General features: G+C 75.5%; 16 protein-coding genes and 1 tRNA gene. 8 read left to right on the plus strand and 9 right to left on the minus strand.

Annotation, left to right across the window (positions count from 1 at the left end):
- Positions 1–49: 49 nt before the first annotated feature.
- On the minus strand, positions 50–2,656 hold the full coding sequence (locus tag IEV86_RS08115; protein WP_052425836.1) for an ExeM/NucH family extracellular endonuclease: 2,607 nt from the start codon (positions 2,654–2,656) through the stop codon (positions 50–52).
- 349 nt (positions 2,657–3,005) lie between these two features.
- On the opposite strand from IEV86_RS08115, the gene IEV86_RS08120 reads away from it, so the two are divergent.
- A complete protein-coding gene (locus tag IEV86_RS08120) occupies positions 3,006–3,287 on the plus strand; it encodes a hypothetical protein (RefSeq protein ID WP_043602657.1) in 282 nt (93 codons plus the stop codon).
- Positions 3,288–3,400: 113 nt separating this feature from the next.
- Here the strand turns inward: IEV86_RS08120 and IEV86_RS08125 are convergent, their stop codons facing one another.
- On the minus strand, positions 3,401–4,708 hold the full coding sequence (locus IEV86_RS08125) for an EAL domain-containing protein (protein WP_161784012.1): 1,308 nt from the start codon (positions 4,706–4,708) through the stop codon (positions 3,401–3,403).
- A gap of 296 nt (positions 4,709–5,004) precedes the next feature.
- On the opposite strand from IEV86_RS08125, the gene IEV86_RS08130 reads away from it, so the two are divergent.
- Positions 5,005–6,327, plus strand: a complete 1,323-nt coding sequence (locus IEV86_RS08130; RefSeq protein WP_081978462.1) for a glycoside hydrolase family 6 protein — start codon at positions 5,005–5,007, stop codon at positions 6,325–6,327.
- Between the two features lie 52 nt (positions 6,328–6,379).
- On the opposite strand, the gene IEV86_RS08135 is transcribed toward IEV86_RS08130, so the two are convergent.
- From IEV86_RS08135 to IEV86_RS08145, 3 genes are all read right to left on the minus strand, one after another.
- On the minus strand, positions 6,380–7,678 hold the full coding sequence (locus tag IEV86_RS08135; protein WP_081978463.1) for a cation:proton antiporter: 1,299 nt from the start codon (positions 7,676–7,678) through the stop codon (positions 6,380–6,382).
- Between the two features lie 70 nt (positions 7,679–7,748).
- Entirely contained in the window at positions 7,749–8,822 is a 1,074-nt protein-coding gene (locus tag IEV86_RS08140) for a hypothetical protein (protein WP_043602659.1), read from the minus strand.
- A gap of 177 nt (positions 8,823–8,999) precedes the next feature.
- Positions 9,000–9,072, minus strand: a tRNA-Lys gene (locus IEV86_RS08145).
- Between the two features lie 215 nt (positions 9,073–9,287).
- Between IEV86_RS08145 and IEV86_RS08150 the strand changes: the two genes are divergently transcribed.
- The 3 genes from IEV86_RS08150 (at position 9,288) to IEV86_RS08160 (ending at position 11,331) form a co-directional block, all read left to right on the plus strand.
- Complete coding sequence (locus IEV86_RS08150; RefSeq protein ID WP_043602713.1) at positions 9,288–9,986, plus strand: SDR family NAD(P)-dependent oxidoreductase; 699 nt, start codon at positions 9,288–9,290, stop codon at positions 9,984–9,986.
- Positions 9,987–10,066: 80 nt separating this feature from the next.
- Positions 10,067–10,654 (plus strand): DUF998 domain-containing protein, encoded by a 588-nt coding sequence (locus IEV86_RS08155; protein ID WP_052425838.1) that lies wholly within the window; start codon positions 10,067–10,069, stop codon positions 10,652–10,654.
- 77 nt (positions 10,655–10,731) lie between these two features.
- The gene (locus tag IEV86_RS08160) at positions 10,732–11,331 is read left to right on the plus strand and encodes a nitroreductase/quinone reductase family protein (protein ID WP_152605534.1); all 600 of its coding nucleotides are present in this window, start codon (positions 10,732–10,734) and stop codon (positions 11,329–11,331) included.
- Positions 11,332–11,397: 66 nt separating this feature from the next.
- Here IEV86_RS08160 and IEV86_RS08165 read toward each other — a convergent pair whose 3' ends face one another.
- Together IEV86_RS08165 and IEV86_RS08170 are read right to left on the minus strand one after the other, a co-directional pair.
- Positions 11,398–13,473, minus strand: coding sequence for a multicopper oxidase family protein (locus tag IEV86_RS08165; protein WP_081978469.1), 2,076 nt, complete (start codon positions 13,471–13,473; stop codon positions 11,398–11,400).
- 150 nt (positions 13,474–13,623) lie between these two features.
- A complete protein-coding gene (locus IEV86_RS08170) occupies positions 13,624–14,664 on the minus strand; it encodes a GNAT family N-acetyltransferase (protein ID WP_152605535.1) in 1,041 nt (346 codons plus the stop codon).
- A gap of 95 nt (positions 14,665–14,759) precedes the next feature.
- Between IEV86_RS08170 and IEV86_RS08175 the strand changes: the two genes are divergently transcribed.
- Positions 14,760–15,218, plus strand: a complete 459-nt coding sequence (locus IEV86_RS08175; RefSeq protein WP_081978464.1) for an HNH endonuclease — start codon at positions 14,760–14,762, stop codon at positions 15,216–15,218.
- A gap of 79 nt (positions 15,219–15,297) precedes the next feature.
- Here IEV86_RS08175 and IEV86_RS08180 read toward each other — a convergent pair whose 3' ends face one another.
- A complete protein-coding gene (locus tag IEV86_RS08180; RefSeq protein ID WP_188484617.1) occupies positions 15,298–16,095 on the minus strand; it encodes a DUF2510 domain-containing protein in 798 nt (265 codons plus the stop codon).
- A 179-nt stretch (positions 16,096–16,274) separates the two neighbouring features.
- Between IEV86_RS08180 and IEV86_RS08185 the strand changes: the two genes are divergently transcribed.
- Complete coding sequence (locus IEV86_RS08185; protein WP_043602662.1) at positions 16,275–17,516, plus strand: NAD(P)/FAD-dependent oxidoreductase; 1,242 nt, start codon at positions 16,275–16,277, stop codon at positions 17,514–17,516.
- A gap of 25 nt (positions 17,517–17,541) precedes the next feature.
- Here the strand turns inward: IEV86_RS08185 and IEV86_RS08190 are convergent, their stop codons facing one another.
- The gene (locus IEV86_RS08190) at positions 17,542–18,567 is read right to left on the minus strand and encodes an AraC family transcriptional regulator (RefSeq protein WP_043602664.1); all 1,026 of its coding nucleotides are present in this window, start codon (positions 18,565–18,567) and stop codon (positions 17,542–17,544) included.
- Positions 18,568–18,647: 80 nt separating this feature from the next.
- Here IEV86_RS08190 and IEV86_RS08195 point away from each other — a divergent pair, with 80 nt between their 5' ends.
- Positions 18,648–19,490: an NmrA family NAD(P)-binding protein gene (locus IEV86_RS08195; RefSeq protein ID WP_043602666.1), complete on the plus strand. Its 843-nt coding sequence runs from the start codon at positions 18,648–18,650 to the stop codon at positions 19,488–19,490.
- Positions 19,491–19,614 lie beyond the last annotated feature (124 nt).

Here is a 19,614-nt window from a genome sequence, read left to right on the forward strand (position 1 = left end):
GAGGGGCCCGCCGTCCCCCGCGAGGGTGACGACGGGCCCCTGGCGCGCCTCAGCGGCCGGTGAACCAGCCGAGCAGGAGCTTGATCAGCGCGACGACGTGGCTCACGACGCCCCCGTGACCGGGTCCGCCGGACCCCGGACCGCCGGTGTCCTTGCCCGAGGTGAACGCGACGACGACCGGGTCGTGGTCGCTCGACCGGTACGGGCCCTCGGCGTAGAAGTCGGTGCCGTGGTAGCCGTGGCGGCTGTACTCGAGCGCGACGGACTCGCCCGCGTTGATCTCCCAGACGTCCGCGCCCGTGAGCCGGTCGAGGACCGAGGTGCTGACGAGCACGTGGTCGAGCGAGCCCGAGAGCCCGCGGAACGAGTACGTGTACTCGCGCTCGAAGCCGCGCTCCTCCATCCACAGGTTCACGTCGACGTAGCCGGCCGCGTAGAGGACCTGCATGGGGTCCTCCTCGGAGTAGGCGTTGAAGTCACCCACGAGGAACGTGTCCTCGATGCGGTCGCGGCCGTGGTCGTCCAGCACGGTCGGGACCCAGTCGCGCAGCGCGGTGGCCTGCTCGACACGGTCCGCGTTGGACAGGCCCTGACCCTCGTCGACGTCGTTGCCCGGGCCCTCGCCCGAGCCCTTGGACTTGAAGTGGTTGACGACGACGAGGAACGGCTCGCCGCCCCCGCGCTTGGGCTTGAACACCTGGGCGATCGGCTCGCGCGCGTTGTCGAAGGCCTCGCCCTCACCGCTCAGCTCCGAGAGCACGCGCATCTCGCCGCGCGGCTTGACCTCGGCGGGCTGGTAGATGATCGCGTTGGTGATGACGTCCATCTCCTCGGCGGGCGGGAGCTCGTCCGATGACGGGACGTAGGCCCACCGCTCCTCACCGGCCTCGGCGTTGAGCGCGTCGACCAGCGTCGCGACGGCCTCGTCGGCCACGCCGTCGACGACGAGCGAGTTCTCGATCTCCATGAGGCCGACCACCGACGCGTCGAGCGCCGTGATGGCGTCGACGATCTTGGCCTGCTGGCGAGCGAGGTCCTCCGCGTCCCACGCCCCGCGCACCGCGCAGCCCGTGCGGACCGTGACGGGCTCACCGTCGGGCGTCGTGTATGGCACGCACGCCGGGTCCTGGTCGCCGAGGGTCGTGAAGTAGTTGAGGACGTTGAACGACGCGACGGTGTACTCGCCGCCGCCGAGGCGGTCGGCGTCCGGGGCCGCGGTGCGCGTGTCCTCGAAGGTCGGCCGCTCCGAGAGCGGGGTCGTGGCCGTCACCGTCTCCGTCGGCTGGAGCTTCCACGCGTTGTTGCGGTAGTCGACGACGACCGGCTCGGGGAACACCACCTCGGCTCCGACGCGGACCGGGTTCTCCGTCGAGACGTACGGCGGCGTGAGGTCGCCGTTGTCGCTGCGCAGGAAGTTCGTCGACGCGCCGTCGTCGAGCACGACCGCGCGGGCCGCGTTCTCCGCGACCACGGCGTCGTGCTCCGGCGTGCCCGGCAGGCCGAAGTCGGTCGGCTGGAGCAGCGGCAGGTCGCCGAAGGCGAGGCCCACCTCGCCGTACTGGTTGGTCGAGTACGTGTTGCTCACCGTGTACGTGCCGACGGGCTCGAAGAGCATCGACTCGAGCACCTCGCGGCCCTCGTCGGTCGCGGGCCACGGGACGGCGACGGGCGTGACCGCGGCCGCCTCCTCCGTGAGGACCGTGACGCCCGACGCGTCGGGCACGACGACCTGCGTCAGCCCGCTGAACTCGGCGACGGTGCCGCGGACCTCGACGTGCTGGCCGATCTGGACGGCCACGGCACCCGAGCGCTGGTAGACGAAGAGGCCGTCGGAGGCCTCGCCGACCTGGCCGCCCGACCCGGGCGTCTGGATCGTGAAGCCGAAGTAGCCGCCGGTCGGGTAGGCCGCGGTGACGACGCCGCGGACCAGGACCTCCTCGCCGACGTGCGTCGACGTGGCGCCGGTGCCCTGGATCTCGGGGATGGTCAGGAGCGGCACGACGGGCGGCTCCTCGGGCTCCTCGGCGCCCGGGCCGGAGGTCGGCGTCGGGTCGCCGGCCGCGAAGTCGGCCGCGTTGTCGCCCGTGTTGGTGTGCTGCGCGTCGCGCGAGGCCGACGTCGTGTTGAACAGCCGCGGCGCGGGTCCGCTGCCCGCGTAGGCGGAGCCGCCGTAGGAGACGAGGTCGACGACGGCCGCGTCGGTCGCGCACGCGGTGCCGGCGCAGGTCAGCGCGGAGGCGGAGGACACCAGGGCGACGTTGCCCGAGGAGCCCGACATCGCGACCGTGCCGACGGCGTCCGGCGTCGGCAGCGGGGTCGTGCCCCCGGCTCCCTGCGCCTGCTGGACCAGGTAGTGCTCGCCCGGCTCGATCGTGCCGGTGAGCGGGGTGACGCCCGACCACGTCGTGCCGGCCGCGCTCGCGTACTGCACGCTCCAGGCCGACAGGTCCACGGGCTCGGTGCCCTTGTTGTAGAGCTCGACGAAGTCGTGGGTGTAGGTGGCGCCGGAGTTCCCGCCGCCGCCGTAGACCTCGTTGATGACCAGGGGGGAGGCGGGGTCGACCGCCGCTGAGGCCGCGGGGGCCACGACTGCCGGCGTGGCGCAGACCGCCAACGCCGTGACGCCGGTCAGGGCGCGCTTGGACCAGTGGGGCACAGGTTCTCCTTCCGGGCCCCCACGGTGTGCGGGGGCGGAACGGGCGTGACGCAGACGGCTCGTCGTCGAGCCGGCAGCGGCCAGCATGGGGAGGCGGGGTGAACCCCCCATGGCGATCCGGTCACCGTCACGCGTCCAGGGGTACACGGCTCTCACCGCCCCCGTCCAGCATCTGGGCAGAAGTCGGGATCCGACCCGGTCCGTCCCGGTCGGTGCGTGCTCGCCCGCGAGACCCGTGTCCGATGGGTGGGAACCCGTGTTGCGGTCAGCGGCGTCGGTTGTGACGGTGGAGGGGCCCAAAGCGCCCGGGTGCACCGTGCCCGGCGCTGCAGCAACCCGAAGGAGCTCCATGCTCACGCTCACCGACAACGCCCGCCACGCCGTGCAGGACATCGCCTCGCGCGCCGACCTCCCCCAGGAGGGTGGCCTGCGCATCGCACCGTCCCGCGAGGAGGTCGGCAGCTTCGAGCTGTCGCTGGTCCCCGCGCCCGCCGACGGCGACGACGTGATCGAGGCCGAGGGCGCACGCGTCTTCGTCGAGCCGTCGACCTCCGAGGTGCTGGCCGACCAGCAGCTCGACGCCACCGCGTCGGGCGAGGGCGTCGGCTTCCTGCTCGCACCGCAGGGCTGACCCGACCGCAGTCGCGGGCCGCGAGGCCCGCTCGAGGGCCGTCGCACGCACCGTGCGGCGGCCCTCGTCGCACGTCCGGGGCCGCGGTGGTGGGTGGTGCGGCGGGGTGGTGCTCAGGCGCGCGCGGCGTGACCCGAGCGGATCATCGTGTCGAGGAGCTCGCACGAGCGCGCCACCGGGAGCCGTGCCGGGCGTCCGACGGCGTAGCCCTGGACGGCGTGCGCGCCGAGTGACGCCCACGCGGTGAGGTCCGCGAGCGTCTCGATCCCCTCGACGACGAGCCGCGCGCCGCTGCGCTCGGTGAACTCGATGAGCGACGTCGCGAGGGCCCGGCGCAGCGGGCTGCCCGCGACGTCCTGCGCGAGCGACATGTCGAGCTTGATGACGTCCGGTTCGAGCTGGACGATGTGCTGGAGGCTCGCGAACCCGGCGCCGGCGTCGTCGACCGCGAGGTCGACGCCCAGGCACACGAGCGCCGCGAGCGCCTCGCGCAGCACGGGGTAGTCCTCGATCACGGCGTGCTCGGTGATCTCGACGGTGAGGGGACGACGGTCGAACCGTCGCACCGCGGCGAGGAGCCGCGCGTCCGCGACGGTCGCGGGGGACGCGTTCACCCCGAGGCCGACGCCCTCGGGCAGGTCGGCCGCCGCGGCCAGGGCGACCTCGATCGCGGCGATCTCGAGCTCGACCCCCAGGCCGGCCGCGTGCGCGGCGGCGAACCAGCGGTCGGGTGTCCGCGCGGGCGCGCAGTCGAACCGCGTGAGCGCCTCGACCGCGACGAGGTGCCCGTCGGCCAGGTCGTAGATCGGCTGGAACTCGGTGTGGAACGGCCGCTCGTCGAGGACCTGGCGCACCGCAGGGACGAGAGCGCGCTCGACCGGGGTCCGCGCGACGGACGGTCGCTCGAGGGTCTCCATGAGGTCCGCGGCGAGGCGCTGGTCGAACGAGCGGTCGCGCAGCTCCACGACCGTGCCCGCGAGGGCTCCGACGACGAGGAACATCGCCGTGCGCATGAGCCACATGACCGGGGGCTGGGTCGCCCCGGTCTCGACGTCCATCGGCATCGCCGGGCTCGTCGCGATCGACGCGGCGACCGCGACGAGCGTCGCGCCGCGCAGCCGGAAGAGCAGGGCGCCGAGGAGGATCGGCACGTAGAAGAGGTGGGTCGTCGCACGGCTCGTCCCGCCCGCGACCCAGACGAGCGTCCCCAGGCCGACGACGAGCGCTGCGAGCACGACGAGGCCCGTGACGGGGCGCACGGTCGACGTCCGGTGCACGACGCGCTCGACGAGGTCGCCCACCCGCGGACGCGGCCTGCGGGAGGACGCCGGGGCGTCGTGACGGCTCGGGCGCTCGGCGAGCGCGGTCGCGCCGGAGGGCGCGGAGCGGCGGTGGTCGCCGCGCGTCACCGGTCCCGTCATGCTGCGGACAGCTCCCGTCGAGCGGCGGGGCTCGGCGTCGAGCCCCGGGTCGTGCGACCGGTGGCGACGCCACCGGTCCGATGCGCCGACCATACGAGCCCGGCACGGCCGTTGTCGCATCCCGCTGCGCGTGCGCGTCCGACCTCGGCCTCCGCGCACGGCTGGGCCGAACGGTTGACAGGCGGCGACCCGGCCCCGAGATTGGGGGAGCGGTCCCACGCCCGTGTGCGAACGGTCGGCCGCAGCCCTACCCCGACCACGACGTGGTGGTCCCGAACCGTTGTAGGAGCGCTCCCATGAGACGACGACGTCCTCTGCCCCAGCCGCTCGGCCGTGCCCTGGTGCCCGCGTTCGCGGCGCTCGCCGCGGTCGCGCTGACCGCAGCAGCCGCCGTGCCGACCGCCGGTGACGGCCGCGGCGGACCCCGCGCGGACGGGCCCGTGCTCGACCAGGGCACGACCCTCTACGTCGACCCCGACAGCACGACGGCCCAGGCGGCCACCGGGCTCACGGGCCAGGCGCAGGCCGACGCCCTCGCGCTCGCCGAGATCCCGACCGCCGTGTGGTTCACGGGCGGCTCGCCGTCCGAGGTGCGGCGCGAGGTGCGCGACCTCGTCCGCGACGCCGACAAGGCCGGCGACGTCCCGGTCCTCGTGGCGTACAACCTGCCCTTCCGCGACTGCTCGCAGTACTCGGCGGGCGGTGCGGGCAGCGCCGAGGAGTACCGCCGCTGGGTGCGCGCGCTCGCGCAGGGCATCGGCAACCGCGACGCGGTCGTGGTCCTCGAGCCCGACGGCCTCGGCATCATCCCCTGGTACACGACCGTCGAGGGCGTCCAGGAGTGGTGCCAGCCCGCGGAGGCGGACCCCGCGACCGCGGCCGACGAGCGCTTCGCGATGCTCCGCTACGCGGTCGACGTGCTCGGGAAGAACGCGCGCACGGCCGTCTACCTCGACGGGACGCACAGCGGGTGGCTCAACGTCGGCGACATCACCGACCGCCTCCTGCGCGCGGGGGTCCAGGACGCCGACGGCTTCTACCTCAACGCGTCCAACTACCAGTACACCGCCAACCTCGTGCACTACGGGACGTGGATCTCGTCGTGCATCGCCTACGTCACCGAGGTCACGCCCGGCGACTACGCGGGCTGCGGCAACCAGTACTGGAGCGGCGGTCCCGCGAACGACTGGACGGGCGTCGCGCTGAGCCAGCTCGGCGAGTGGAGCGACACGGCTCCCGAGCCCGAGCTCAACACCGCGGGCGTGAGCTCGCGCTACGCGGCATCCCTCGGCGACGTCGAGCCCACGACGCACTTCGTCGTCGACACGAGCCGCAACGGCCAGGGCCCGTGGGACGCGTCGGGTGAGACCTACTCGGACCCCGAGACGTGGTGCAACCCGCCCGAGCGAGGCCTCGGGCTGCGGCCGACGACGGACACCGGGAACGAGCTCGTCGACGCGTACCTGTGGATCAAGGTGCCCGGTGAGTCGGACGGACGGTGCCTGCGTGGCACCGCGGGTCCGGAGGACCCGGAGCGCGGCATGGTCGACCCCGCTGCCGGGCAGTGGTTCCCCGAGCAGGCGCGGGAGCTGATCGAGCTCGCCGTCCCGCCGCTCTGACGGACGGCTCGGCCCCCGGGGCGCCGCCGACGCGCGGTGCCCCGGGGGCCGGTCAGACGGTCGTGCGGGCCGGGTCGCCGTCGGACGACGGGTCCTGCGCGGCGGCCCGACGGTGACCGTCGAGCCAGCGCATGGCCGGTGTCGCGGTCACGCCGTGCAGGAGCACGGACCCGAGCACCACGAGCGTGATGACGGCCCAGAGGCGCTCCGCGTCCGGGAACGACCCCTCCTCCAGGGCGAACGCGACGTAGAAGAACGAGCCGACGCCGCGGACGCCGAAGAACGCGATGACGCCCCGCTCGCGCGGGCCCGTCCCGCCGCCGGCCAGCCCGAGCCAGCCCGCCACGGGGCGGACCACGAGCAGGATCGCCGCCACGACGAGGACCTCCACGAGACCGATGCCGTCGAGCGCGCCGCGGCTCACGGCACCACCCACGAGCACGAGCACCGCCACGGTCAGCAGGCGCTCGACCTGCTCGACGAAGCTGTGCAGGACGTGGTGGTACTCAGCGCCGCGCTCCGACGCGCGCAGCGCGCACGCCGACACGAAGACGGCGACGAACCCGTACCCGTGCGCGATCTCCGCGAGGCCGTACGTGAGGAACGTGGCGGCGAGCGCGACGAAGCCCTGCGCGTGGTCGGCGAGCCGCATGCGCTCCGCGACACCCGAGAAGAACAGGCGGCCGAGCAGGGCCCCGACGAGCCAGCCGACCCCGACCCCGACGGCGATGCGCCACACGACGTCGACGGCGAGCCAGTGGCCGAGCCACCCGCCGGGCGCGACGCCCGACAGGCTGATCGCGACCGCGGCCCACGTGAACGGGAACGCGAGCCCGTCGTTGAGGCCGGCCTCGGAGGTCAGGGCGAAGCGGGTCTCGTCGTCGTCGGCGCCCGGCTCGTCGACCGGCTCGCTGACCTGGACCTCCGTGGCGAGCACGGGGTCCGTCGGGCCGAGCGCGGCGGCGAGCAGGACCGCGCTCGCCACGCCCAGGCCGAGGGCCGCCCAGCCGAGGACGCCGACGGCGAGGATCGTGAGCGGCATCGTGATCCCCAGCAGGCGCCACGTCGAGGCCCAGCGCCGCCGGTCGAACGGGCGGTTGATCGCCAGGCCCGCGCCCATCAGGGAGACGATCACGCAGATCTCGGTGAGGCGCAGGGCGACGTGGTTGTACTCGACCGGGTCGGGGGTCGGCAGCTCGGGGATCAGCGCGAACGCGACCATGCCGGCCGCGACGAAGAGCATCGGCATCGACACGGGTGCCTTGCGCAGCAGCTTGGGCAGGAGAGCGGCGAGGAGCGTCGCGACACCGATCGCCGCGTAGCCCAGCGCGACGGGCTCGATCTCGATCACGTCTGGACAGTAGGCGCGGGAGGGGAGCGGCGCGCGGGGACTCCGGAGCGCGTGGTCGGTCCGCGGTCGGTCAGCTGCCGGTCGCGCGACGGTACGCGCGTCCGTCGTGGCCACCGGTCCGCCGCCACGTGCCGGTGACGGCCCCCGGTGAGGCGACCGTTGCGGTGCCGTGCCACGCGTAGGTCGTGGGCCAGCGCCGGAACACGGGGACGAGCCTCGTGACGACGCGCATCAGCGGGGGCAGGGCCACGGGGCGCCAGGGCGTGAGCCGGTCGAGGGCGATCGCCACGTCGTCGTCGGACCGCTCGAGGTGCCAGGCGCCGGTCGTGACGGGCGCGTCGTCGACGTGCAGCGCCCAGCGCCCGGACCGCGCGGCGGCCGGCTCGAGCGCGGCCGGGTCCGGGAACGGCGGGTCGAGGAGCAGCCGCGCGCTGTGCGGCGGACGCGCGACGACGACGGCCCGCACGCCGGAGCCGTCGGCGGTCGTCTCGACGCGGGCGTCGTCGTCGGGCCTCGCTGGATCGGCATCTCCCGCGCACAGCTCGACCGAGCACAGCGGCCCCGCGTACTTGACGAGGTGGCGGCGGTGGAGCGCCCGGCCGGGCAGGCGACCGGTCGCGACGTCCTGACCGTCGATGCGGAAGGCGGGCGGACGGTCGGTGACGTGGACGAGGTCGAACTCGTGCATCCAGACGACCAGGAGCGAGCGCGGCGACTCGATCCCGGAGCTCACCGGGGCGAGCATGCGCGCCCGTCGTCGCGGTCGACCGTCCCGGTCGTCCACGTCGACCTCGACGGTCCGGCCGTCGACGTCCGTGAAGCGCACCCGCGCGACGACGCCGTCGGGCTCCACGCGCAGGGTGGCCTCGTCGAACGTCGTCACCGTCCACGACCGGGTACCGCGCCCGATGCCGTAGCCGCGCGGATCAAGCCGCAGGCCAGGTGCGGCGTAGTAGTCGACGGTCCGGTCCTCACGGCGCGAGAGGAACGCGAGCATCCCGGTGCCGTGGACGTCGTCGTCGAACCACTGCAGCTCGACGCCGTCGTACACGGGGTGGTCGGAGAGCTCGGCATTGAGCATCGCGGCGAGGGGGTCGAGCCGCAGCGCGAACGGGAACCACTCCGGGGCTGCGGACGACGGCACGACGGCTCCTCGCTCGATCGACCACTCGAGGCTAGGGACGGCGCACGGGGTGGTTCGGGGGACGAAGGGCCCTCGGCGGGCGGGGTGGCGTGGTGGTGCCACGCGGTGCGGGTCGCGGGGCGTCAAGGATCAGCCGAAGGTGGTGTCACGCATCAGCCGAAGCAGGATGCCGGTCGGTGGGCCCCGTGGGGATCGAACCCACAACCCGCGGATTAAAAGTCCGCTGCTCTGCCAGTTGAGCTAGAGGCCCGGGGGTTCCACCCGCGACTCCGCGAGACCCTCGACGGAACCCTCGACGCGAGTATGCCGCAGGTCGGCGAGGCCGCCGCCGAGCGGGCGTCGTGCAGCGAGCCTCCGCCGACGGCGATCTCCCGCCCCTCACCGTCGGCCAACGCTCCAGGGCACCCGTCGAGCGTGTGCCGCGGAGTCGGGCGCCCGCCCGCACCGGGTGCGACCCTGGGGCACATGACGGCACTTGACGGCGCGCACGTCCTCGTCGTGGGTGCGACCGGCGGGCTGGGGTCGGCGATCTGCCGCCGGCTCGCCGCACGCGGCACCCGGCTGACACTGACCGCGCGCTCGGGGGAGCGGCTCGCTGACCTCGCCGACGAGCTCGGTGCCGCGGTACTCGGCACCCACGCGGCCGACATCACCTTCCCCAGCGCGCCCGCGGACGCGGTGCGGGCCGCCGTCGCGCACGGTCCGCTGGACGGCGTCGTCGACGCAGCGGGGGTCGTCGCATTCGGTGCGGTGAGCGACCTCGACGACGACGTCCTCGACGAGCTGCTGCTGGTCAACCTCGTCGCGCCGATCCGGCTCGCGCGCGCCGCGGTGGACGTGCTCCCTCCGGGTGGCTTCCTCGTGAACCTCAGCGCCGTCGTCGCCGAGCGCCCGGCCGCGGGCATGGCGGCCTACTCGGCCACCAAGGCGGGCCTGACGGGCTTCGACGCGGCCCTCGCGCACGAGCTGCGCCGACGGCGGCTGCGCGTGGTCGACGTCCGGCCGCCGCACACGGAGACGGGGCTCGCGGGACGTCCGATCGCCGGCGAGGCGCCACGGCTCGGGCCGGGGCTGGAGCCCGACGTCGTCGCGGAGCGCGTGGTGCGGGCGATCGAGCAGGGCGAGACGGAGGTCCCGGCGTCCGCGTTCGGCACCCCGGCCTGATCCGCGGGTGCGCGCCGACGTGTCCGTGCCCGACCGGCCCGCCGGGTGCCGGGCGGCGACCGTGCGTAGCGTGCCGGGGCATGGACAGGACCACCTCCCCGAACGCGCGTCGCGCCCCGATCCCCGCGGTGCTCGCACCGGTCGCGCTGGTCGGCGGCTGGACGCTCGCCGCGGCGCTCCAGCCCGACTTCGACCCGGTCGGGGAGACGATCAGCGCGCTCGCCGCGACCCACGCCCGCGCACCGTGGGTCATGGGCGGCACGCTCGCGGTGACGGGACTCGCGCACATGGCGACCGCACTCGCCGTGCGTCGCGTCCGCACCCCGGGCCGGGTGGTGCACGCCGTGGGCGGCGCCGGGACGCTCGCCGTCGCGCTCCTGCCGGTCGACGTCGCGCCCGCGGCGCACGGGGCCGCCGCGGCGGTCGCCTTCGGTGCGCTGTCCCTGTGGCCGGCGCTCGCGGGGCGGCGCGGCGAGCGTGGTGTCCTCTCGGTGACCGTGCAGCGGTCGGCCGCCGGGGTGCTGGTCGCGCTCCTGGGGGTCTTCGTCCTCGCGCTGCAGGACGTGGGTCCGTTCGGCGCGAGTGTCACGGGCCTGACCGAGCGGGTGCTCGCCGCGGCTCAGGCGCTCTGGCCCGCGGTCGTGGTGCTCGGCACCCGGGAGGCGTGACTCCGCGCGTCGGGCCTCTCGCCACGGCGCCTCCGCAGGAGGAGGCTGGGAGGACCGTCGAGCACCCGGGAGGGGTCATGACGAGTCGCATGCGCACCGTCGTCGTCGTCGGAGGGCTCGTCGTGGTGGTCCTCGGGCTCAGGCGAGCCCGCCGGCGGGGTTCGGGCCGGCACGGCACCCCTCGGGAGCCGGTCGGGACCGCGCACCCGCCGAAGGCCGTCATCCGGGCGGTGAACCCGTTCATGCGGTGGCTCCTGTCGTCGCCGGGCCGCGCCGGCCGGGGCGAGGACGAGCTGATGCTGCTGCACGTGACGGGGCGCCGGACCGGCCGCACCTACGACATCCCCGTCGGCTACCACCCGGCCCCGGACGGACGGCTCGTCGTCGTGACCGACGCCCCGTGGCGGCTCAACCTCCGTGACCTGCCGGACGTCGAGGTGACGCTCCGGGGTGTGCGTCGGCCCGCGCACGCCGAGCTCGTCGAGACCCCGGGCGCCGCCGCGGACGACTACCTCGGCAGGATCGACCCGTCGCACCCTCAGGCGTCGGCCCGCAAGGTCGGCCTGCGTCTCGCCGAGGACCGGGTCCCGACCCGCGACCAGCTCGTGGACCTCGTGCGCCGCGAGCACCTCTGCGCGATCCGCGTCGACGTCGCGGGCGAGCGCGCTGCGGCGTAGCGCCTCGCGGCAGGGCCCCGGAGCGCGGTACCGACGGCAGGGCGGCGCGTCACCCCGCGCCGTCGCTCAGTGCGCGTGCTCCGGGGGCTGTCCCGGTTGCTCGGGGCCGATCCGGTAGGGCCGCATCATCTCGTTGTCCTCGTGCTCGACGACGTGGCAGTGCCACACGTACTGACCTGCGCGCCCGAACCGCATCCGGACGCGCGTGACCTCGCCCGGGTAGGCGACGACGGTGTCCTTCCAGCCCGACTCGTTGGGCTCGGGCGGCCGGGCGCCGCCCGCGGGCGTCACGGTCGCGGCCTCCTCGTCGACGACGACGGGCTCACGGTCGACGACCTGGAAGAACGTCTCGTGGACGTGGATCGGGTGCGCGTCCGCGGTGGCGTTGTGGATCTCCCACGTCTCAGCCGCCCCGACCGCCGGGTTCTCGGTCACCGCGTCCGCCCACGCGCGGGTCGTCCACCGTCCCGTGCCGTCGACGGTGCCCAGGAGCGCCGCGACCGGCGGCGGGTCCTCCGCGAGCTCCGGTGCGGTCGACATCTCCTCGACCAGTGCGAGCCGCCGCACCGCGCTCGGCACGACGGGTGCGACCGCCGGCATGCGCAGGAAGCGCGGTGGGGTCGTGAGGTCCGGCGACCTCGCCGGCCCGACCCGCAGCTGGAGGACGCGCCCGGTCGTCGCGGGGTCCGCGGCGTCGAAGTCGCCGTCGGGCTCACCGCCGCCGAACGGCTCATCCGGGCCGAGGTTGCGGATGACGTACGAGCCCTCGGGCGTCGCCGTGAGGTCGAGGACGACGTCGGCGCGCTCGGCAGGTGCGAGCAGGAGCCGCCCGCGCTGCGTCCCCGAGAGGTCGACCGGGGCCGGTAGCAGCCCGCCCTCCGACCCGATCTGCCACAGCTCGGCGCCCGGCACCGCGGACAGGTCCAGGACGAGGAACCGCGAGTTGCAGCCGTTGAGCAGCCTCAGGCGGTACCGACGCCGTTCGACATCCAGGTAGGGCCACGTCGCGCCGTTGACCATGATCGTCGAGCCGAAGAACTCCGGGTTCCAGATCGGGGCGACGTCGCCGTCGGGCACGTAGGGGCCGACCGTCCCGTCGAAGAACGCGCGCGTGTCCGGGTAGAAGAGCGACCCGTCGGCCAGGAAGGTCCGGTCCTGGATCGCGATCGGGATCTCGCGGTACGGCTTGGAGCTCGGGAACCCGTCGTTCTCGCGCGGAGCCGGACCGGGCAGCACGGCAGGCGCACCGGTCCGCGAGTCGAGCACCGCGTCGTCGCCCTCCGGGCCGCCGCGGACCAGGTAGAAGCCCGCCGGACCCGCGTAGACGTTGAGGCGCGTCATGCCCAGCGTGTGGTCGTGGTACCAGAGCGTCGCGGCGCGGTGGTCGTTCGGGTACTGGAAGGTCGCGCTGCCGGGGGCCCACTCGACGCCGTGCAGCGCCTGCGCCCTGGCGCGGAAGAAGTCGTACCAGGTGCCGACCCGGGCGTGGTCGGCCGGGAGGTCCGACGCGTCGGGCAGGTACCAGGCCTCCGGGTAGCCGTCGCTCTCGTCGCCCACGCCCGCGGCGCCGTGGACGTGGGTCACCACGGGGACCGGACCGTCGTAGGGCGGTGGCGTCGTCGAGAACGTCGGGCGTCCGTCCCGGCCGTCGACCCCGCCGGGCGGGTTGGCCCAGTGCAGCGTCGGGTCGACGGGCAGCAGGTGGGGGAGGAAGGCACCCGTGTCCGAGCGGAGCTCGTTGCGCCACGTCACCCGCACCGGACGACCGACGCGCGCCTCGATCGTGGCGCTCGGGGCGTGGAAGACCGTCGCCGCGCGCGGGCCCGACGCCGCCGCGGGGCCGTACGCCCAGAGCGTCGTCGCCGGCAGCGGTGGGGGCAGCACCTGCTGGCTCACCTGGCGCACCGCGACGTCGTAGACGTCGGCGTTCTGCCCGCCGCGCAGGACCGCGCGTCCCGCCCGGGGCATCGCGGGCGGCACGAGCATCGGCGTGACCCACTGCGGCACCGACGCGGCGTCGAGCAGCGGCAGCACCCCCGGCGCGGCCGCCGCCTCGAGCGCGACCGGTCTCCCGCCGAGCGCCCCGACGAACCAGAGGCCGAACCCCACCCCGGCGCCCTTGAGCACCGTCCGTCGCGTCATGCCCCGGTCCGTCACCGGCCGGCGTCGTCCGTCCACGGTCCCGCCTCCCCGTCAGCGCTGATGGGTCGTCTCGACCGTACGCGCGGTGGTGACCGGGAAAAAAGGGGCGAACCGGACAGGATGTGCGGCGCGCCCGAGGCGCCGTCACCGTCAGCCGACGACGACGTCCCGGTGCCACGACTGCGTGACGTACGACGTCTCGAAGCCGATCGATCGGTAGAGCGACGCGGCGCCCGTCGGCGAGTCCGCGTCGACCTCGAGCGCGACGCCGCTGCGCCCCCGCGCCGCCGCGTCGGTCAGCACCGCGTCGAGCAGCGAGCGGGCGACGCCTCGGCCGCGCGCGGTGCGCAGCACGCCGAGGTAGTCGACGTAGCTGCCGACCGTCCGGCCGTCGTCGTCGAGCGACGCGCTCGCCACCAGCGCGCCGACCGGCTCGGCGGCGCCGTCGTCGACGAGCTCGGCGAGCCACCAGTGGTCCCAGCGGTGGCCCGGGTCGGCCCGCAGGCGGGCGAGGAACTCGTCGAACGTCTCCTCGTGGTGGTTGAAGTGGTCGGCGAACGCCTGCTCGAGCACGTCGTGCACCGCGACGAGGTCGGCCGCGTCGGGCATGCCGCCGGACTCGCGGCGCACCGCGCGGATGCGCACGCCGGGCCCGGTCGGGCGCTCGGCCTCGTCGTCGGCGGTGACGGGCCGGCGCATCTGCCACCACGTGCGCACGTGCGCGTAGCCGGCCGCCTCGAGGCGCCGTTGCTGGCGCGCGTCGGGCTCGAACGCGCCGCTGTCGAGCTGGGTCGCGGCGAGCCCGCGCGCCTGGGCCTGGGCCACGCCGGCCCGCTCCGCCCACGCGAACAGCGCGCCCGCGAGCGCGTCACCCGTGTCGTCGTCGAGGTCGGGGTCGACGACGACGGCGACGAGCACGCGCCCGGCGGCACGGTCCTGCGCCGTCGCCCAGCCGCGTGCGGTGCCGTCGGCGTCGCGCACGACGACGTGCGTCCGGGCCGCCGCGCCGTCGCCCGCGACCTCGCTCCGCGTGTCCTCGGGCCCGGCCGACGCACGGCCCTTCGCGGCGACCTCGTGCCGCGAGCGCAGCGCGTGCAGGTCGGGCACGTCGTCGGCCGTCGGGGTGGAGGCGTTCCATCGCGAGGGCAGGTCACCGGGGATGAGGTCAGGGGCGGAGGAGTGCGGGGTCACGGTCCCGATTGTCCCGCGTCGACCGGCGTGCCGTCCGCGGGTGGTCGTCGGCGGGGCGGCCGCGCGCTGCGGGACGACCGGCCTACCCTGCCGCCATGCCTCCCGCCCGCAGCCGCCAGGTGCGGTACGCGCGCCGCCGACGACGGCGCATGGCGGCGGTCGAGCACGACCTGAGCGCCACGCAGTGGGCCGCGCTGGTCGAGGCGTGGGGCGGGTGCGCCTACTGCGGGGCGACGGGCGTGGCGCTCCAGCGGGACTGCGTCCTGCCCATCTCGCGTGGCGGGCGGTACACGCTCGCGAACATCGCCCCGGCGTGCGCGTCGTGCAACGCGAGCAAGTGCAACGACGAGGTCACCGGGTGGCTGCGACGCAAGCGCCTCGACGAGCGCGCGTTCCTCGAGCGGCACGTGCGGATCCAGGCGGCGCTCGCGGCGGGCGCGGGCGCGGGCGCGGGCGCGGGCGCGACAGGGTCGGCACCGACTCTGTCGGCGGTGTCGGCGGCGCACGACGACGACGTCGCGGTGGGGAGCGACGGGGCGCCGTCGTCGTCCTGAGCGCGCCGGCACCGGTCGTGCCCGGTGGTCGGGCGAGCCCTCGCGGTCGGGTCGTCGCGGTCCGGCCGTGGCGGTCGGGTCAGACCGTCGCGAGCTTCAGCGCGAGCACGCCGACGAACATCACGACCGACAGGCCGAGGCCCCACGCCGCACGTGCCCGACCGACCGGCGGGTGGCCCTGGGCGGCGATCTCCTTGGCTCGCTGCAGACCTCGGACGCCCAGGACGACGCCGAAGAGCGACCCGTAGACGATCCCGGTGGTCAGCCCGAGGACGAGCGCGGCGAGCCCGATGACGAGCGACGCGGTGGCCGAGCCGTTGCCCGGCGGGGGTCCGTACGCGGTCGACGCCCAGGGAGCGGCCGGGAGCGGGTGGGCCACGGGCCCGGTGCCGAAGCCGCCCGGCGTCGTCCCGAACGCGCCCGGGGTGCCGAAGCCGCCCGGGACCGTCCCGAACGCGCCCGGGGTGCCGAAGCCGCCCGGGGCCGTCCCGAACGCGCCCGGGGTGCCGAAGCCGCCCGGGGCCGTCCCGAAGCCGCCCGGGGTGCCGAAGCCGCCCGGGGCGCCGAAGCCGGGCTGCGCGACGTGCCCGCCGTACGTCGTCGTCGCGGTGCCGGACGAGCCGGGGTCCGCCAGGTTTGCGGGGACGTCGGCGGGGAGCCACGCACCGGCAGGCGCGGTGACGGGGACCGCCGGGGTGACCGTCGCGGAGGTGACGACCGGTACGGACCAGGCCGCGGCCGGGGTCGGCACGGCGCGCGCGTGCTCGGTCCACCGCCGGCCGTCCCACCACCGCTCGCCCGGTCCGGTGGGGTCGGCGTACCAGCCTGCGACGGGTGAACCGTCCGACCCGCCCGCCCCGTCGGTGCTGCTCGTCATGCTGTGCCTCCTCGGCGTCCAGGACGCACATCGGCGTCCGATTCGCGGCGCTTGAGAGGGATCACCCGGACGGGCGTGCACGCCCACCGCCCGGCTCGGTCGGACGACGGCGCGGCACGTACGCACCCGGGGGCCGCGTCGGTGCGCAGGCCGGCGCGCCGCCGCCTACGGTGCCGTCCATGGACTGCGACGTGGTGGTCGTCGGGGCGGGGCTCGCCGGCCTGGTGTGCGCGCGCGAGCTCGCGCGTGACGGGCTCGCCGTGCGCGTGCTCGAGGCGGGGGACGGCGTCGGCGGTCGCGTGCGCACGGACCGCGTGGACGGCTTCACGCTCGACCGCGGGTTCCAGGTGCTCAACCCCGCGTACCCCGCGGTGCGCGAGCTGCTCGACGTCGACGCGCTCGACCTGCGCCCGTTCCTCGCGGGCGTCGCGGTGCGGCAGGACGACCGCCTCGCACTCCTCGCGGACCCGCGCCGCGCCCCCCGGCACCTGCCCGCGACCCTGCGCAGCGGCTACGTGCGACCGCGCGAGCTCGTGGCCCTCGCGCGCTGGGCGGCGCCCGCACTCGGTCCGGTCGGTCGGCTGCTCCGCGCGCCGGACGCGCCGCTCGCCGACTCGCTGACCTCGGCCGGCGTCACCGGCCGCCTGCGCCGCGAGGTGCTCGAGCCGTTCGTCGCCGGGGTCGTGCTCGAGGACGAGGGCAGCACGTCCGCGGCGTTCGTCCGGCTCCTCGTGCGCTCGTTCGTGCTCGGCACGCCGGGCGTCCCGTCGTCGGGCATGGACGCGATCCCGCGCCAGCTCGCGGCCGGGCTCGACGTGTCCCTCGGCGAGCGGGTCGAGCGGGTCGAGCGGACCGGGCCGGGGGTGCGCGTGACGTCGTCGTCGGGTGTCACCGAGGCGCGCGCCGTCGTCGTCGCGACCGACGCGCTCACGGCGGAGCGGCTCGTCGGCGTGGCCGCACCCGCGATGAAGGGCGTCGTCACGCACTGGTACGCGACCGACGAGCCGCCGACCGACCTGCCTGTCGAGGTGGTCGACGGCCGACGGCGTGGACCCGTCGTCAACGCGTCGGTCGTGAGCGCGGTCGCGCCGTCGTACGCACCCGCCGGGCAGCACCTCGTGCAGGTGAGCTGCCTCCTGGGCGACGACGCGCCCGACGAGACGGCCGCGCGGCGGCAGGCGGGCGAGATGTTCGGCGTCGACCCGCGGGCGTGGCGCGAGGTCGTCCGGCACGAGGTCCGGAACGCGCTCCCGGCCCAGCCGCCGCCCCTCGAGCACCGTCGCGCCGTCGACCTGGGTGAGGGCGTCCTCGTGTGCGGCGACCACCGCGACACGGCGTCCGCGCAGGGCGCCCTCGTCTCGGGCCGTCGCACGGCCGCCGCGGTCCGCCGTCGTCTCGCGAGCGGCCCCCGCACGCGCTGACCGTGCCCGCGACGGGTGGAGGCGGTCACGCGTGCGCCGCGGCTCCCGTCGCGTGCGTCCGGTAGTGCTGGGGGCTGAGCCCGTACCGCCGCTTGAACGCGGCGCTGAACGTGAACGGGCTGCTCCAGCCCAGGTCGCGCGCCACGGCGGCCACGGTCTCGCTCCCCGTCGTCAGGCGGTCCGCGGCGAGCGCGAGCCGCCACGTGGTCAGGTACGCCATCGGCGGCTGCCCCACGCGCTCGTGGAAGCGGCGCGCGAGGAGTGCGCGCGACGCACCGACCTCGTGCGCGAGGGAGGCGACGGTCCACGCCCGTGCGGGGTGCTCGTGCAGGAGGCGCACCGCGGGGCCGGCGACCGGGTCCGACTGCGCACCGATCCAGCCGCGCGTCGTCGTCGGGCCTGCCGCGCTCGCGTGCTCGCCCGTCTCGCCGTTCGCACCCTCGCTCGCTCCGCCGCTCGCCGGGTCGAGGTCCGTGAGCCACCGGCGCACGACGTGCACGAGCAGCAGGTCGAGCAGCCTGTCGAGCACGCTCGACTGCCCGACGGCGTCCCGGTCCAGCTCGGCCGCGAGCAGCGCGACGGCCGCGGACGTCACGTCGTCGTCGGCCGGCACGCGGAACGTGCGGGGCAGCGCGTCGGTGAGCAGGCGGCCGACCTCGCCCTGCGTCTCGTACGTGCCGACCAGCAGCTCGTCGTCGCCGTCCGGGTCGTTGCCCCACGTCCGCACGCCGTGCGTCATGGTCGTCGACACGTCGTGCCCGTCGACCGTGGTGCAGCGCTGGCCGGGGTGGATGACGACCTGAGGCAGGCGGGTGGGGCTGTCGGCGATCCGGTAGTGCTCGGGCCCGCGCACGACGACGACGTCCCCGGTGCCGAGCCGCACGGGCTCGCCCGTGCGGGGGACGAACCACGCGCCCCCGCGCCGGACGACTCCGAGCGTGAGCGGGGCGCCGTCGCGCACGTCGACCGACCACGGCGCCGTCATGACCTGCCGCAGGAGGAACGCGCCGCGCGCCCGGGGCCCGTCGAGGAAGTCGGCGAGGGGGTCCACTGGACCAGCGTAGACGTAGACGCATGCAGCCGAGCCCTGAGGCCATGGATCGTCCACCGGAGGCGCGGTTGGCTCGCCTCATGACCACGACACACGCACCCCAGACCATCACCGTCCTCGGCGGGACCGGGCACACCGGCCGCCGCGTCGCCGCGCGCCTCGCCGGTGCCGGGCACCTCGTGCGGATCGGCTCGCGAGCCGGCTCGCCGCGCTTCGACTGGCACGACCCGGCGACCTACGACGCGCTGCTCGACGGCGCCGACGCCGCGTACCTCGCCTACAGCCCCGACCTCGCGATGCCCGGCGCGGCCGAGGAGCTCGGCGCCGTCGCGGCCCGCGCGGCCGCGCTCGGGGTGCGCCGCCTCGTGCTCCTGTCCGGCCGCGGCGAGGAGGGCGCGCGCGTCAGCGAGCAGGCCGTGCGCGACGCGGGCGTCCCGCTCACGGTGCTCCGCTGCGCGTGGTTCGCGCAGAACTTCAGCGAGCACTTCCTCGTCGAGCCGGTCCGCGCGGGGGTGCTCGCACTGCCCGCGGGGACCGTGCGCGAGCCCTTCGTCGACCTCGAGGACGTCGCCGACGTCGCGGTGCGCGCGCTGACCACGCCCGGGCACGAGGGCCGGACCTACGAGCTGACCGGGCCCGGGCTGCTCACGTTCGGCGACGTCGCGGACCAGATCTCGGCCGCGACCGGGCTGGAGGTCCGGTACGAGGCCGTCACGCCGGACGAGTTCGTCGCGCTCGCTGCCCGCGACATGCCGGTGGAGCTCGCGGAGGCGTTCGCCGAGCTGTTCTCCTCGATCCTCGACGGCCGCAACGAGTCGACCACGGCCGACGTCGAGCGGGTCCTCGGGCACCCCGCGACCCCCTTCGCGGCCTACGTCGCGCGCACCGCCGGCACGGGCGCCTGGACGGCCGTGCGCGTCTGATCCCCACCCGCGGCCGACCCCCCGTCGAGATCCGGGTTCCGGTCGGCGTGTCGCGCGACACGCCGACCGGAACCCTGATCTCGATGAGGTGGGGGAGTCCGGGGAGGTCGGGAAGCGTCGCCGC

This window comes from Cellulomonas carbonis (assembly GCF_014636275.1).
In the GTDB taxonomy this organism is placed as follows: domain Bacteria; phylum Actinomycetota; class Actinomycetes; order Actinomycetales; family Cellulomonadaceae; genus Actinotalea; species Actinotalea carbonis.

Excerpts from the sequence above, each read along its gene's own strand:
- IEV86_RS08130 (WP_081978462.1), top strand. The coding sequence starts at position 5,005 with ATGAGACGACGACGTCCTCTGCCCCAGCCGCTCGGCCGTGCCCTGGTG.
- IEV86_RS08180 (WP_188484617.1), bottom strand. The coding sequence starts at position 16,095 with ATGACGAGCAGCACCGACGGGGCGGGCGGGTCGGACGGTTCACCCGTC.
- IEV86_RS08195 (WP_043602666.1), top strand. The coding sequence starts at position 18,648 with ATGACCACGACACACGCACCCCAGACCATCACCGTCCTCGGCGGGACC.
- IEV86_RS08120 (WP_043602657.1), top strand. The coding sequence starts at position 3,006 with ATGCTCACGCTCACCGACAACGCCCGCCACGCCGTGCAGGACATCGCC.
- IEV86_RS08160 (WP_152605534.1), top strand. The coding sequence starts at position 10,732 with ATGACGAGTCGCATGCGCACCGTCGTCGTCGTCGGAGGGCTCGTCGTG.
- IEV86_RS08125 (WP_161784012.1), bottom strand. The coding sequence starts at position 4,708 with ATGACGGGACCGGTGACGCGCGGCGACCACCGCCGCTCCGCGCCCTCC.
- IEV86_RS08175 (WP_081978464.1), top strand. The coding sequence starts at position 14,760 with ATGCCTCCCGCCCGCAGCCGCCAGGTGCGGTACGCGCGCCGCCGACGA.
- IEV86_RS08155 (WP_052425838.1), top strand. The coding sequence starts at position 10,067 with ATGGACAGGACCACCTCCCCGAACGCGCGTCGCGCCCCGATCCCCGCG.
- IEV86_RS08165 (WP_081978469.1), bottom strand. The coding sequence starts at position 13,473 with ATGACGCGACGGACGGTGCTCAAGGGCGCCGGGGTGGGGTTCGGCCTC.
- IEV86_RS08185 (WP_043602662.1), top strand. The coding sequence starts at position 16,275 with ATGGACTGCGACGTGGTGGTCGTCGGGGCGGGGCTCGCCGGCCTGGTG.
- IEV86_RS08150 (WP_043602713.1), top strand. The coding sequence starts at position 9,288 with ATGACGGCACTTGACGGCGCGCACGTCCTCGTCGTGGGTGCGACCGGC.